The 14,332-nt window shown below is 40.0% G+C and carries 12 protein-coding genes and 1 pseudogene; 11 read left to right on the forward strand and 2 right to left on the reverse strand.

Translation table 11 applies throughout. From position 1 onward, the window contains the following. From pyk to WJR50_RS24860, 4 genes are all read left to right on the forward strand, one after another. Positions 1-1,440: a pyruvate kinase gene (gene pyk / locus WJR50_RS24845; protein ID WP_341296006.1), complete on the forward strand. Its 1,440-nt coding sequence runs from the start codon at positions 1-3 to the stop codon at positions 1,438-1,440. Positions 1,441-1,508: 68 nt separating this feature from the next. Continuing rightward, positions 1,509-3,026, forward strand: a complete 1,518-nt coding sequence (locus tag WJR50_RS24850) for a nicotinate phosphoribosyltransferase (protein WP_341296007.1) — start codon at positions 1,509-1,511, stop codon at positions 3,024-3,026. A gap of 161 nt (positions 3,027-3,187) precedes the next feature. Beyond that, entirely contained in the window at positions 3,188-4,075 is an 888-nt protein-coding gene (locus WJR50_RS24855) for a Cbp1 family collagen-binding glycoprotein adhesin (protein WP_341296008.1), read from the forward strand. 95 nt (positions 4,076-4,170) lie between these two features. Beyond that, on the forward strand, positions 4,171-4,362 hold the full coding sequence (locus tag WJR50_RS24860; protein WP_341296009.1) for a hypothetical protein: 192 nt from the start codon (positions 4,171-4,173) through the stop codon (positions 4,360-4,362). A 42-nt stretch (positions 4,363-4,404) separates the two neighbouring features. Here the strand turns inward: WJR50_RS24860 and WJR50_RS24865 are convergent, their stop codons facing one another. Both WJR50_RS24865 and bcp read right to left on the reverse strand, forming a co-directional pair. Next, a complete protein-coding gene (locus WJR50_RS24865; protein WP_341296010.1) occupies positions 4,405-5,790 on the reverse strand; it encodes a vWA domain-containing protein in 1,386 nt (461 codons plus the stop codon). Between the two features lie 113 nt (positions 5,791-5,903). After that, a complete protein-coding gene (gene bcp, locus WJR50_RS24870; protein ID WP_341296011.1) occupies positions 5,904-6,353 on the reverse strand; it encodes a thioredoxin-dependent thiol peroxidase in 450 nt (149 codons plus the stop codon). 174 nt (positions 6,354-6,527) lie between these two features. Between bcp and WJR50_RS24875 the strand changes: the two genes are divergently transcribed. From WJR50_RS24875 to WJR50_RS24905, 7 genes and pseudogenes are all read left to right on the forward strand, one after another. Then, positions 6,528-7,160 (forward strand): NeuD/PglB/VioB family sugar acetyltransferase, encoded by a 633-nt coding sequence (locus WJR50_RS24875; RefSeq protein WP_341296063.1) that lies wholly within the window; start codon positions 6,528-6,530, stop codon positions 7,158-7,160. A 4-nt stretch (positions 7,161-7,164) separates the two neighbouring features. After that, a complete protein-coding gene (locus WJR50_RS24880; RefSeq protein ID WP_341296012.1) occupies positions 7,165-8,037 on the forward strand; it encodes a nucleoside phosphorylase in 873 nt (290 codons plus the stop codon). A gap of 111 nt (positions 8,038-8,148) precedes the next feature. Further along, the gene (trxA, locus tag WJR50_RS24885; protein ID WP_341296013.1) at positions 8,149-8,475 is read left to right on the forward strand and encodes a thioredoxin; all 327 of its coding nucleotides are present in this window, start codon (positions 8,149-8,151) and stop codon (positions 8,473-8,475) included. A gap of 343 nt (positions 8,476-8,818) precedes the next feature. Continuing rightward, positions 8,819-10,945, forward strand: coding sequence for a ferredoxin-like domain-containing protein (locus WJR50_RS24890; protein WP_341296014.1), 2,127 nt, complete (start codon positions 8,819-8,821; stop codon positions 10,943-10,945). Further along, on the forward strand, positions 10,938-11,729 hold the full coding sequence (cobA, locus tag WJR50_RS24895) for a uroporphyrinogen-III C-methyltransferase (RefSeq protein WP_341296015.1): 792 nt from the start codon (positions 10,938-10,940) through the stop codon (positions 11,727-11,729). The genes WJR50_RS24890 and cobA overlap by 8 nt, the downstream gene beginning before the upstream one ends. Positions 11,730-11,857: 128 nt before the next feature. Further along, positions 11,858-12,559, forward strand: coding sequence for a phosphoadenylyl-sulfate reductase (locus WJR50_RS24900; protein ID WP_341296016.1), 702 nt, complete (start codon positions 11,858-11,860; stop codon positions 12,557-12,559). 159 nt (positions 12,560-12,718) lie between these two features. After that, positions 12,719-14,160 (forward strand): annotated as a pseudogene (locus tag WJR50_RS24905) (IS1182 family transposase). The last annotated feature ends 172 nt before the right edge of the window (positions 14,161-14,332 follow it).

Raw genomic sequence — 14,332 nt, forward strand, 5'->3', positions numbered from 1 at the left:
ATGGATAGTAACATCGTATTCAATAAAACCAAAATAGTTGCCACTGTCGGTCCTGCCTGTAATACCAAAGACAAGCTCATTGAATTAGTGAGATCAGGGGTAGACGTATTCCGACTAAATTTTTCACACGGTACCCATGAAGTTCATAAAAAAGTGATACACTTTATCCGGGAGATCAATGAAGAATTAGGTACTAATGTGTGTATTCTTCAGGATCTTCAAGGCCCTAAAATTCGTGTGAATATGGTGGAGAATGATGAAGTGCAGATTGAAGCAGGGCAGGAGCTTATCATTACTTGTAAAGAAGATATAGTGGGTAATAGTAAGAGAGTAAGTACCTCTTATGAAAGCCTTTCATCAGATGTTAGTATTGGAGATAGCATTCTGATTGATGATGGTAAACTTGAGCTCAAAGTCAGCAAAGTAGAAGGGCATGACGTATATGCTACAGTAATTTACGGTGGTCCGCTTAAATCCAGAAAGGGAATTAATCTTCCCGATACCAATGTTTCTGCTCCTTCTCTTACGGAAAAAGACAAAAGAGACCTGGAATTTGGTTTAGAAAATGATGTTGACTGGATTGCGCTTTCTTTTGTACGAAGAGCCGATGATATCTACAATCTCAAGGATATGATCCAGGCCAAAGGTAAAAGAATCAGGGTGATTTCTAAGATAGAAAAACCTGAGGCAATCCGTAATATTGATGAAATTATTGCTGCTACTGATGGACTTATGGTAGCCCGTGGTGATCTGGGTGTGGAAATAGCAATGGAAGATGTGCCAATGGTGCAAAAGATGTTGGTAAACAAATGTAATATGGCTTCAAAGCCGGTGATCATTGCTACCCAGATGATGGAAAGCATGATTGAAAATCCTCGTCCTACCCGCGCTGAGACCAATGATGTAGCTAACGGGGTGATGGATGGTGCTGATGCTATTATGCTTTCGGCTGAGACTGCGTCAGGGAAATATCCTGTGCAAGCCGTGAAAAGCATGGTGAAAACTATTTTAGCTGTTGAAAACAGTTCAGAGCTGGTTTATGACAAGCTCTCACATATTGATACGAGTTCCCCTACTTTTTACAATGACCACCTGGTACTTACTGCCTGTAAGTTAAGTAAGCAGGTGAATGCCAGAGCCATTATCGGGATGACTAAATCCGGATATACTGGTTTCAGACTCTCTGGTCACCGCCCTAAGGCTGATATTTTTATCTTCACTGCAAATCGTGAGCTTTTGAATGAGATCAACCTTTATTGGGGATTAAGAGGTTTTTATTATGATAAAATGAGTTCCACTGACGAAACCTTTGATGATCTTGAGCATTTACTGAAAGAAAAAGGTCATTTACATCAGGGAGATGTAGTGGTAAATACCGCCAGCATGCCGCTTCATTGGGAGGATAGAACCAACATGCTGAAGATTCAAATTGTAAAATAATAGCCCCGGGTTTCCGGGTAGCAAAGTTTATTTAATACCCGGTCCTGCTTTTATCTCCTTCGTCTAACATGAAAATCACTTCGGAATTGTATAGCAGTTCTTTGGCTTTGTTTACTGATTTCTATCAGTTGACAATGGCCTACGGGTACTGGAAATCTGGTATTGCTGAAAAGGAAGCAGTTTTTAATCTATTCTTTAGAAAGAATCCCTTTAATGGCGGTTTTACCATTAATTGTGGCCTGGAGTATGTGATTGATTATGTTAAAAATTTTCAGTTTACCCAGGAAGATCTTTCCTATCTGGCAACAATTAACGGGACAGAAGGTAAACTATTATTTGAAGAGGATTTCCTCAAGTATTTAAGGGAGTTGAAAATTGAGGTTGATATTGATGCTATCCCTGAAGGAAAAGCGGTATTCCCTCATGAACCTATAATTCGTGTAAAAGGACCTATCTTACAGTGTCAGCTCCTGGAATCTCCTTTATTGAATATTATTAATTTTCAGACGCTGATTGCTACCAAAGCAGCTCGCATATACAATGTTGCCAAAGGGGATCCTGTATTGGAGTTCGGTTTACGTCGTGCTCATGGAATAGATGGTGCTCTCGCAGCAAGCAGGGCATCCTACATCGGGGGGTGCTCATCTACTTCTAACGTGCTGGCTGGTAAACTTTTCGGTATTCCGGTAAGCGGAACGCATGCCCACAGTTGGGTAATGGCTTTTGACGACGAACCTACTGCATTTAAGGCTTATGCTGAGGCTATGCCTGACAACTGTATACTTCTGGTAGATACTTATAATACAATTGAAGGTATCAGGCATGCGATCAAGGTTGGAAATATGTTGGACAAAAAAGGAAAGAAGCTTAGTGGAATACGAATAGATTCGGGAGACTTGGCTTACTTCAGTATACAGGCAAGACAAATGCTGGATGAAGCCGGGTTCAAAGAGACATCTATTGTTGCCAGTAACGACCTGGACGAAAACATTATCAGCAGTTTACGGACACAGGACGCAAAAATTGGAGTGTGGGGTATTGGTACAAAGTTAGTTACCGCCTATGACCAGCCTGCATTGGGTGCAGTGTATAAACTTTCCGCCATTAAAAACGAGAAGAACCAGTGGGATTATAAGATTAAATTATCAGAGCAGGCAATTAAAGTGAATAATCCTGGAATTCAGCAGGTAAGAAGGTTTTATAATGGAGGAGAAAAGGGACAACAAAAAGTACCTATGGCTGATATGTTGTATGACATAAATACCCCTCTTAAGGATAAGCTCAAAATAATTGACCCTATGGACCTTACCCGCCGTAAAATTATTAAGGCGGAAGGTTTAGAATATGATGAACTGCTGCTACCAGTGTTTGAAAATGGTGAGCAGGTATATCAGTCACCTGACATACATACAATCAGGCAGCAAACTATTGATACTTTAAACGAACTTCCTTCGGGAGTAAAAAGACTAGTAAATCCCCATAGCTATCCGGTTGGATTGGAAGAAAAATTATATAATCTGAAAACCGATCTGATCCTCCAACTCAGAAATCTTAATGATGATGAAGGTGATAACGAAGATACTTAGTAGAATTAATCTTTAAAAAATTATATTTTTTCAACAAAACGTGGAGTAGATTGGGTATTAATTCCCCGTTATTTTTTTCATAAATACCTTTTTGAAGCCTCATGAAGGGTTGGCATACATTTTTTATAAGATTTGGTGTTAAACGTCAAATCTATAAGTTTATGAAAGCCCAATTCAAAAGTTTAGCCATCATATCAGCCTTAAGTATTGGAATATTTTCTTGCGAGAATAAAGAAATGCAGGAAAAAATAACCCAATTGTCAAACGAGAACCAACAGCTTGAACAGAGATATGCCAGTAAGGATTCTTCACTTACTTCTTTTATAGAATCTTTTGCGGAGATTGAAAGTAACCTGAGTGATATCAGGGAAAGAGAAATGAACATTCAGCTCAATAGAGAGAAAAATCTTTCTACTGAAGACTTAAAGCAGAGAATCAGGGAAGATGTAGAAGAAATAAACCGCTTGTTAATAGAAAACAGAGAAAAAATAGGTTCACTGAGTGCCCAACTTAAGTACTCGGGAAGTCAAAACGCCAAACTTAAAGCTTCTCTGGAAGAACTTCAGGATAACCTTACTGCCAAAATAGAAGAGAAAGAGGCTGAGATAGGTACTTTAAGTGAAGAACTTGCCAGCATGAAAATTAAGGTAGATGAGTTAAATACAAACTTGGCAAGTCTTAAGGATGCAAATGCTGAGAAAGAGCAAACCATACAATCTAAAGTTGAGCAATTAAATACTGCCTATTATGTAAGTGGTACTTTTAAGCAACTGAGAGATGTTGAAGTACTGAGCAAAGAAGGAGGATTTTTAGGCCTGGGAAGAACAGAAGTACTGAAAGATAATTTTAATAAGCAGCAGTTTAATCAAATTGATATTCGCCAGACACTTTCTTTCCCTATTGAAGGTGAAGACATAGAGTTAGTAACTACTCACCCATCTGATTCTTATCGTCTGGAAAAAAATGATGAAGCGAAATTAAATCTTGTGGTTTCCGATCCTGATAAGTTTTGGGAATCTTCAAAATACCTGGTAATGGTAGTTAAGTAAATATCTAAAAACCAGCTGATTAAGTCGTCTCGAATTGCGAGGCGGCTTTCTTCAAATTTTTTTAAAGTTAGGACTAACTGTAATTTTTTAAACGTATGAACACAATCTTGATCACCCCTAGAAATGTAGCCGAATTGAATATGCTTATGGAAGTTATTCAAAAGATGGAAATTGAAAGTTGTTCCCTATCAGAAGATGAAAAAGAAGATATTACAACTGCACTAATGATGCGGGAGGCTGAGCGGGAAGAAGGAATGGCTATTGCCGAAAAATTGCAAATGAAATAAACTACCTAAATATAGATGAGCCGGTCCTGAGACCGGCTTTTTTTAAGGGCCAAAGAATTTCACACTAACAGTAGCTCCGCTTTCTACTGAAAACTCTTTGACTTCGGTATACTTACTGCCAAAGGATCGCTCAGCCCTGAATACCATTTTATATCGCCCTGGCTGCAATGCCATGGTAAATCTTGTTTCGTCTGCATTGAGATCATATATCCACTCCTGAAAGCCATTATCATGCACTTTGTAGATACTCCCGTAGCCTTTGGTAACAATGTTAGCATTCAGAACTCCCGGTCCGGGTATCGTAAGGTTGGTAGCCTTACCATATTCAATTTTGACATCTTTATAATAAGTTTTAGGTAAAGTAAGCACTTCTATGTCATATGTTCCTACCAAATATTTTTCAGCAGTAGCTACACTTTGTACATTCAATATTTCCTGTTTACCATTTTGCCTGATCAGGGCATTTACCCCTTTTGCATATTCTGTATGTCCTCGCTGAGATAGTTGTAGCGTACCCTGAGGTGATTTTATAGGAAGTATGTTATGTTTTCCGCCTTCAAATGTAACATTCCTTTTGACTACCGGAGGTATGGTATTTACTACCACATCATAGGAAAGTACAGCATCTAAAACCACAGAGTCAGGTCTGCCTTGTGCATCACGATAATGTACAAAGTCATAAATAGGGGCCTTGGTGAAATTATTGTAAAAAGTAACATTTACATTGGTCTCTGTAGGTTGGTTATCAATTCCTAATAGCTCAACGCTTACCGTTGTGGTTTCCAATGACTGTTTTAAGATGTCGTCTAACACTAGCCGAAAATCATTTACATTACGGGCATCAAAGTATTGCCCCACACAGGCAAATTCATCTCTGTAATCTTTATCCATACCCAGGCCTATGACAAATGGCTTAAGAAAAATATTCTTTTCCTGTAAGGCCAAGGATACAGCACAGGGGTCGCCCCCACATGATTCTATACCATCAGTGATAATAATCACCACATTACGATATTCAGGATCATTGGTAAAATCATTGGCTGCCTGTTCTAATGAATATGCAATGGGTGTGACTCCGGAAGGCTGAATCTGTTTGAGTTTAGCTATGAGCCGGTCATGATTAGCTGGGCCAAATGGTACTTCCAGTTTACTATCCTGACAATTTTTATAGCGAAGGTTATATTGATGTCCGTATACTCTCAGTGCCAGTTCCAGGTCTTTATCTACTTTCAGGGAGTCAACCAGTTCCACCAGCATTGCTTTGGCAACATCCATACGCACGCTATTTTCCCACTTGGCAAACATACTTCCTGAAGCATCAAGCAGCAATAGCATTCGCGTTTTTTCCGGTGGTCTTTGAATCTGAACTTGTGCCTCAGCAAGGCTAAACCATGCCAACAAGATCAAAAGCAGCGTAAGTTTTTTCACAATAATATTTTTCAGTAGATCACAATTTTTGAGATAATATGGTAAAAACCAGTGATTAAGTAACGGACATCAGGTATAAGTTCTTTTAGCTTAGGCTAAGCTTTTTCAGCAAATCATTGTAGAATTTGAGCGGTATGGTCTTTGGTTTTTACTTTTTCTATGATGTTTTCAATTTTGCCCTCCTCATCAATCAAAAAAGTGGTTCTTGCCGTACCCATATACTTTTTGCCATACATTGACTTTTCTTTCCACACGCCATAGGCCTGATTAATTTTGGTATCTTCGTCAGCAATTAAAGTGAATGGTAATTCCTGCTTTTCGGCAAATTTCTGGTGAGACTTCACGCCATCTTTGCTCACGCCAATGACTTCATAGCCAGCGTTTTGAAGGTCTGTATAATTATCTCTCAGATTACAAGCCTGTGCAGTACAGCCGGAAGTATTATCCTTAGGGTAGAAGTACAATACCACCTTTTTACCTCTGAAATCAGATAATTTCACCGTCTCATCTTTTTGGTTTTTAGCTTCAAAATCGGGGGCCTGGTCGCCTACATTTAGTGACATGTTTCTATTTGTTTAGGTGATAAATGAATTTGATCGCAATTTAGAAAGATTAGAGAAAAGTAAACATATAATGAATGCTTGAAACCTACCCTTGGTACAAAACGTTTTTTTTGCAAGTTTTGAAACCTATTAAAGGGAAGCTTTTCTTTACTTTTTAACATTAGAATGCAAATGATGGACAATCCGGTAATCATATTTGGTGCAGGGGGCTTGGGAAAAGCTGCTCTGGAAATATTTCAGGAAAACGAAGTAGTGGTGTATGGTTTTTTGGATGATGATAAGCGCCTGCATGGACAGGAAATTGGTGAAATTGGGATTCTAGGAAGCATGGATGATCATGGATATACAAAATTTATAGGGAAGAAGTGTGATGCTTTTGTGGCACTGGACGACCGTAAACTTCGTAAAGGTACATTCAAGATGCTTAATGATCGCCGAAAGGTCATGCCGATCAATGCAGTTCATCCTAAAGCAATAATCTCTGGTAACGCCTATATTTCTTACGGTCTCTTTGCCAATGCCGGAGCGGTCATTGGAAGTTTCGCCAAAGTAGGGATTGGGTGCATACTCCATAGCAATTCTGTAGTAGATTATGAAGCGCAATTGGGGGATCATGTTCAGCTCGGGGCAGGCAGTGTGGTTCATGCCGGGGCCAAAATTGAAGATAATGTATTTATAGGTGCAGGAGTAACAATAGCTGCTCCTCTGGAAGTAGGTAAGGGGGCTCGTATTGGTGCTGGTTCAGTTGTAGTAGAAAATGTAAAAGCCGGCACCACAGTATTTGGCAACCCGGCAAAAGAAGTATAGCATCTTGAAAAATTTTTCTCCCTCTTCCGAAATCATCCTTAATCCCGATGGAAGCATTTACCATTTGGGTTTGCTTCCTGAGCATCTAACCGATATTGTGCTGACTGTCGGAGATCCCGAACGTGTGTCTGAAGTAAGTCAATATTTTGATAGTGTTGAGTTCATACTCAAGAAGCGTGAATTTGTTTCTCACATCGGAAGGCTAGGAAAGCAGCCCATTATGGCGATTAGCAGTGGTATGGGAACTGATAATGTGGAAATTTTACTGACAGAATTAGATATTCTGGCTAATGTAGATCTTAGTACACTGACCCCGAAAGCTTCGCATCGTGCTTTAAAAATTATCCGGATAGGGACTTCCGGTGCTTTGCGGAAAGATATTGCCCTGGATTCCCTATTATTGAGTGATTACGCATTTGGTCTGGATACCCTGATGCACTTTTATGGAAATAAAAAAAATACTGTCTACAAAGAATATGGTAAACAATTGCAGCAGCATCTGTCGCTCTCATTTGAGCCATACTGTGAACGAGCAGATGAATCCTTAAAATCTTTGTTTACACAAGAATTATTAGTTGGAAATACCCTGACCTGTCCGGGATTTTATGCGCCTCAGGGCAGAAAAATAAGGTTACCTTTACAATTTGAGCAATTGCATGACAGACTTAACTCTTTCAACTTTGAAGGAGGAAAGTTGACCAACTTTGAGATGGAAACTGCTGGTTATTACGCCCTCGGCAAAGCTTTGGGACATCAGGTATTGAGTACCAATGCTATCGTAGCCAATCGTGAAACGCAGCGCTTTTCAGTACAATCTGCCAAAACCATTGACAAACTGATACGTACAGTAATGAGTAAAATCTCAAGTTTGGATTAATTTCCCATGACATCTAACTTTGTAATCAGTCTTGTGGGAATATATCCTTCCTGAGCATTTGCCGTTAAATAAACAGTAATCAATTTAGAAACATTTAAAATAATATTTGATATGAGCAAACCCGTTGAACTTACCGATTCTAATTTTGACGAAATGATCAACGCAGGCGATAAGCCGGTTTTGGTTGATTTTTGGGCAGAATGGTGCGGACCTTGTAAAATGATCGCTCCCGTAGTAAACGAATTAGCTGAAGACTACGATGGAAAAGCGGTGATCGGTAAGGTAGATGTAGATGCTAACCCAAGCATTTCTGCAAAATATGGTATCCGTAGTATACCTACCTTATTGGTTTTTAAAAATGGAGAAATTGTTGACAAGCAGGTAGGAGCAGTTAATAAGGGCGTTTTAGCGCAAAAGCTTGATGCTCAGCTTGCATAAGTCTAACTAAATTTAAACGTTGTTTTCTAAAACCTTATTTGATTCTTCAAAATTCTATTGTAATTTTGAATATTAATCAAGTAAATACTATTTTTATTATATGATTGGCAGCCTTTCAAAGACAAACAGCAAACTTGTAGCAGCACAGCGTCGTGCATGCTGGTTTTGGTGTTGTATGTTGTCTTTCAACATGGAAGGCTTTCTATATATTACCAATAGTACTTTAGACAATAAACCTTAGTAATCAAATTACAAAGGTTCTAAGATATAGAATATAAGCCTTCCCAATCTTTTTTAAAGGGAAGGCTTTTTTTATGATTAAGCAATTTCAAAATTAAAATCCATGCAAAGTTTCCGAACAGAAATTGAAAATCCAGTTGTCGAGAAAGACATCATTGAGCTGGAAAAAAAGATTAGATTATTCCGTGAAGGGAATATTGATGAGGATCGCTTTCGTAGCCTGCGCTTAGCCAGGGGTGTGTATGGGCAGCGTCAGCAGGGGGTACAAATGGTTCGGATCAAAATTCCTTTTGGTAGACTTACTGTCCCTCAGATTCGCCGGGTAGCCGATATTGCAGATGAATATGCGAATAAGAATATTCACCTTACCACGCGTCAGGATATCCAGATACACTTCGTAAGCCTGGACAGAACACCAGAGTTATGGTCTGAGCTTGAAAAAGATAAGCTAACTTTAAGAGAAGCCTGCGGAAATACAGTACGTAACGTAACTGCTTCAGCTAAGGCTGGGATTGATCCCCATGAGCCTTTTGATGTATCACCTTACGCACAGGCTATTTTTGAGTACTTCCTCCGCAATCCTATTTGTCAGGAGATGGGACGTAAGTTTAAAATTGCGCTATCTTCAAGCCAGGAGGACTCAGCGTTTACCTTTATCCATGATATTGGCTTAATCCCAAAAATCAAGGAGGTGAATGGAAAAGAGGTGAGAGGTTTTAAAGTACTCATTGGCGGTGGTCTGGGGGCACAACCCCACATGGCTGAGGTCGCTTCTGAATTTATGGAAGAGGATAAGGTAATCCCTTTTACCGAATCAGTGCTTAGAGTATTTGATCGCCACGGTGAACGTAATAAGCGTGGAAGAGCAAGGATGAAATTTCTGATGAAAAGTATAGGTGCAGAAGAACTTATCAGACTTGCGGGTGAAGAGCAAAAAAGCCTGAGAGCTCAGTCAGTTTTAGTAGACAGAGAAAAGATTCCTGAACAGGTACTTCCTAAAAATAAAGACTTTGGTCCTGCAACTTTGGTGGATGAAAGCAAATATGCACTCTGGAAAGCCACCAATGTATTTTCACAGAAGCAGGAGGGCTACTATGGAGTTCACATCAAGCTTCCACTTGGAAATATTCTTTCAGATAAGGCACGTAAATTTGCAGATATTGTAGAAAAGTATGCTGCCGATGATGTGAGAATCACTGTGAATCAAGGCTTTTTATTGAAGTTTTTGACTGAAGATGCGCTTCCTCATTTGTTTAATGCTCTTAATGAAATTGAACTGGCTGAACCAGGCTTTGACAGTACAGCTGATGTAACCGCCTGCCCCGGAACCGATACCTGTAATCTTGGTATTTCAAACAGTACTGGTGCTTCAAACCGTATTGAACAACTGATTCGTAATGAGTATCCTGAAATGGTCAAGAACAACGATATCAAAATTAAAATCAGTGGCTGCCCTAACTCTTGCGGACAACATGGTATTGCCAGTATTGGCTTTCATGGTAGTTCTATGAAAGACAAAGATAAAAATGTATTACCTGCGCTACAGGTACTCTTAGGTGGTGGAGTTGACGGCAATGGAGAGGGACGTATCGCTGAAAAAATCACCAAAGTTCCCAGTAAAAAGGTTGATGAAACCATGCGGGTTTTATTAGATGATTATGAAGAAAATGCTAATGAAGGTGAGTACTATGCTGATTACTACCTTCGTCAGGGCAAAATGTATTTTTATCATCTTCTAAAGCCACTAACTGATTTAGAAAACCTGAGTCCTGAAGATTATAAAGACTGGAAGCATGAACATGATGAGGAGGCTTTCAAGGTAGAAGCAGGAGTAGGCGAATGTGCGGGAGTTGTAATTGACCTAATTCAGACACTCATCGTAGAGGCTGAAGAAAAGCTGGAGAATGCTTTGGAAAACTATAAAGAAGGAAGCTATGCTGACGCCATCTATAACGCCTATAGTGGTTTTGTAATCAGTGCTAAAAGTCTTTTGCTTTCTGATGATATCAATCCTAACAATCAGATGAATATTATCAAAGAATTTGATAAGCAATATGTAGAAAGTGGAAAGGTTAAGCTAGAGTCCAGTTTTGAGGAATTAGTACTTCAAATGAGAGACTATGAGCCTACCGAAACTTTTGCAAAAAGCTATATTGCTACTTCTGAGGCTTTCTTAAGCCTGGTGAAAAAGATGCGTGAGAATCAGTTAAACGGAAAAGTACATGCTTGATGCAGAAAGAGTGAAACCACGTTTGTCATTGGTTGGTGCCGGCCCCGGAGACCCTGAGCTTATCACGCTCAAAGGTATTCGGGCCTTAGAAACAGCTGATGTAGTGCTGTACGATGCGCTAGCCAATGATGAACTCCTGAATTACGTTCCTGCTGATGTGCCTCGTATCTACGTAGGAAAGCGAGCCGGAAGCCATAGAATTGCACAGGAAGATATTAATAAACTAATTGTCAGCTGTGCAAGACAATATGGACATGTTGTTCGCCTAAAAGGCGGTGATCCATATATCTTTGGCAGGGGACATGAGGAGCAGATGTATGCTGAGCAAGCAGGCATAGCAGTTACACTTGTGCCAGGTATCAGCAGTGTGAGTGCTGTACCAGCCCTACAATCCATCCCTCTTACACGTAGGGGACTGAGCGAAAGTTTTTGGGTAATTACCGGTACCACGCGTAAAGGTTCAGTTTCAGAAGATGTGAAATTAGCCGCGCAATCTTCTGCTACGGTGGTCATCCTGATGGGCATGGCACGTATTGCAGAGATTCAGCAAACCTTTATGAGCTATGGCAAGGGAGAAACACCAGTCGCTATTATTCAGAATGGTTCTATGCCTGATGAGAAGGTAGGAGTTTCCAGTGTCAGGGATATGTGTGATATGGTAACTGTGTCTGGACTAGCCTCTCCGGCAGTGATTGTTATCGGAGAAGTTGCATCCTTACATCCTGCACATGTAGCGAAGGCAGTAAAAGAGGAACTTGCCTTGAAAGCGGACATGCATCTCTAATTATCAATTCGCAATAATTTATTTCTAAAATTAACAGTGCTCTTTAGCACTTGAACAACTATGTGTTTTTTTGTTAGAGAAAAAACTAAGCAAAAAAATGCTGTGCTGAATTAATAAACCCAAAACCCATGGTAAGCTGGGAAAACAATCAATTTGATCTCAAAAATCAGGAAAATATAGAGCGCCTGAATGCTATTTTTCAATCTATGTCTCCCGAAGAAAGGATACGTGCATTGTACAGTAACAAGTCATTAAATGAAAAAAATATCATCCTTACTTCCTCATTCGGGACCACAGCAGTTTACTTGCTACATCTCTATTATAAGATGAATATTCGCCAGGAGGTATATTTTCTAGATACTTCTTTTCATTTTGATGAAACATTGATGTACAAGCATAAGCTTACCCAAATGTTTGCTCTGAAGGTGAAAGAGCTTCATCCTGAAGATTGGAAAAATGCATTTACGAGAGAAAACGAGGTATGGAGGACAGATCCTGATCTTTGCTGCTCAGTGAACAAAGTGGAACCTATGTTGCAGATCAAGCAGGTAGCAGATATCTGGGTATCAGGTTTAATGGGCTGGCAAAACGAACAGCGAAAAAATCTGGATATCTTTCAGTGGAAGGACGGAACACTCAAGTTTTACCCTATTGTAGACGTAAAAGAAAATGAGGTAAAGGATTATTTAGCCAAATGGTCATTGCCAACCCATCCATTGAAACCTCTTGGGTACGAATCTGTTGGTTGTAAGCACTGTACCTTTAAAGGAAAGGGTAGGGCAGGTCGCTGGTTGGGAAATGCAAAAACCGAATGTGGATTGCATCAATAGTTCAGATTGATTATGGAAAAAAAGGTGAGCCACAATAAGAGGCCACTGAAAAAGTGTCTTCACTAAAATCAGGATTATATTAGGGTGTAAACGAGCAGAAAAACTAGTGGTTTCTGCTCGTTTTTTTGTATGTTTTATGCATCCTGATCACCCATCATGATGCTAGCCTTCCAACAAAAAATCCAGTTCAGTGCATTACAGGCCTATACGACCTGATCGTTCCAAAAGACAACCTTCTGGGTAGCATTAACGATCTGATTGATTTCAGTTTCATTTATGACGAGCTATTGGAGAAGTATTGTCAAAACAATGGACGTACTGCTGAGAGTCCAATCCGCATGTTCAAGTACCTGCTGCTCAAGACCATCTATACCCTATCGGATGTGGATGTTGTTGAAAGGTCCCGTTACGACATGTCCTTCAAATATTTTCTGGAGATGTGCCCTGAAGAAGAGGTGATCCACCCAGCTCATTGACCAAGTTCCGTAAGCTGCGCATGAAGGATACCGATCTGTTGAACCTGCTGATTAATAAAACCGTTTCAGTTGCTTTGGAAAAGGGTATTATCCGTTCCAAATCCATCATCGTGGATGCAACACATTCTCATTCCCGTTCCAATCCCTATTCTGCTTTAGAAGTTCTTAGGGAACGCTCCAAACATCTTCGCAAAGCCGTTTATGCCATTGATGAGGAAAAAAGCAAACAAATGCCGCGCAAGAATGACACAAATGATCTGGAAAAAGAACTCATCTACTGTAAAGCACTGGAAAAAGTCATAGAGTCGGATCAGGTGCTTCAGAAGATCCCTTCGGTGAAGGAGAAGCTAAACCTTTTGAAAGAGACGGTTGAGGATACCATGGAACATTATACCCTCTCCAAAGACCGGACATAAATCTGCCGATAGTTCGTTTTTTGGCTACAGGACCCATCTTGCGATGAGCCAGAAGCGTATCATTACCGCAGCAGTAGTGACATCGGGTGAAAAGGGGAATGGACCCGAACTGCCAAAGCTTGTGGAGATAAGTCAGGCTAACGGTATTGAGCTAGAGGCTATCATTGGCGATGCGGCATACTCAGGAAAGGAAAACCTGTCGCTGCAGAACAAACAGGGAGAGCGAATAAAAGTAGTTTCCAGACTGAACCCCTCAATAACTCAGGGCTTTAGAAAGGATGAGATCAGCTTTGACGATAACAAAGATGCGGATATGTTTGTCTGCCCGGCAGGACATCTGGCTATCCGAAAAGCACGTCAGGAAAAAAAAGGGATCGGAACTAAGCAGACTGAAACCTATTATTTTGACATTGAAAAATGCAAAGTGTGCCTATTGAAGGAAAACTGTTATAAGCCGGGAGCAAAGACCAAAAGCTACTCGGTATCCATAAAGTCAGACCTGCTCCAGGAGCAAATGGAGTTCCAGAAAACAGAATATTACAGGCAAAAGTCAAAACTCAGGTATATGATTGAGGCAAAGAATAGTGAGTTAAAGAATGTCCATGGTTATGGGCGGGCAATCTCCTATGGTATTCGGAACATGGAAATGCAGGGCGCTTTAGCGATATTTGCGGTAAACCTAAAAAGAATACTTACCCTGGTTAAATAAAACCAGATTTTAGCTTCAAATTATTATTGTTTGTCCCGGTTTCCAACCCACGGCTGGATAATCTTTGTAGCTGACGATAAATTATTATTGATGACAAAAAGCGTCCAGCTAGATCAACTGGACGCTTTTTTAATAAGAGCTATCTCTTAAATCAAGACCTTTTTCTTAAATC

The sequence above is a fragment of the Catalinimonas locisalis genome (genome assembly GCF_038039535.1).
Taxonomy (GTDB): domain Bacteria; phylum Bacteroidota; class Bacteroidia; order Cytophagales; family Cyclobacteriaceae; genus Catalinimonas.

What these genes read in the sequence shown, in the direction of transcription:
- WJR50_RS24890 (WP_341296014.1), top strand. Translation starts at nt 8,819, where the DNA reads ATGCAAAGTTTCCGAACAGAAATTGAAAATCCAGTTGTCGAGAAAGAC.
- WJR50_RS24875 (WP_341296063.1), top strand. Translation starts at nt 6,528, where the DNA reads ATGGACAATCCGGTAATCATATTTGGTGCAGGGGGCTTGGGAAAAGCT.
- WJR50_RS24850 (WP_341296007.1), top strand. Translation starts at nt 1,509, where the DNA reads ATGAAAATCACTTCGGAATTGTATAGCAGTTCTTTGGCTTTGTTTACT.
- pyk (WP_341296006.1), top strand. Translation starts at nt 1, where the DNA reads ATGGATAGTAACATCGTATTCAATAAAACCAAAATAGTTGCCACTGTC.
- WJR50_RS24900 (WP_341296016.1), top strand. Translation starts at nt 11,858, where the DNA reads ATGGTAAGCTGGGAAAACAATCAATTTGATCTCAAAAATCAGGAAAAT.
- WJR50_RS24855 (WP_341296008.1), top strand. Translation starts at nt 3,188, where the DNA reads ATGAAAGCCCAATTCAAAAGTTTAGCCATCATATCAGCCTTAAGTATT.
- bcp (WP_341296011.1), bottom strand. Translation starts at nt 6,353, where the DNA reads ATGTCACTAAATGTAGGCGACCAGGCCCCCGATTTTGAAGCTAAAAAC.
- WJR50_RS24860 (WP_341296009.1), top strand. Translation starts at nt 4,171, where the DNA reads ATGAACACAATCTTGATCACCCCTAGAAATGTAGCCGAATTGAATATG.
- cobA (WP_341296015.1), top strand. Translation starts at nt 10,938, where the DNA reads ATGCTTGATGCAGAAAGAGTGAAACCACGTTTGTCATTGGTTGGTGCC.
- trxA (WP_341296013.1), top strand. Translation starts at nt 8,149, where the DNA reads ATGAGCAAACCCGTTGAACTTACCGATTCTAATTTTGACGAAATGATC.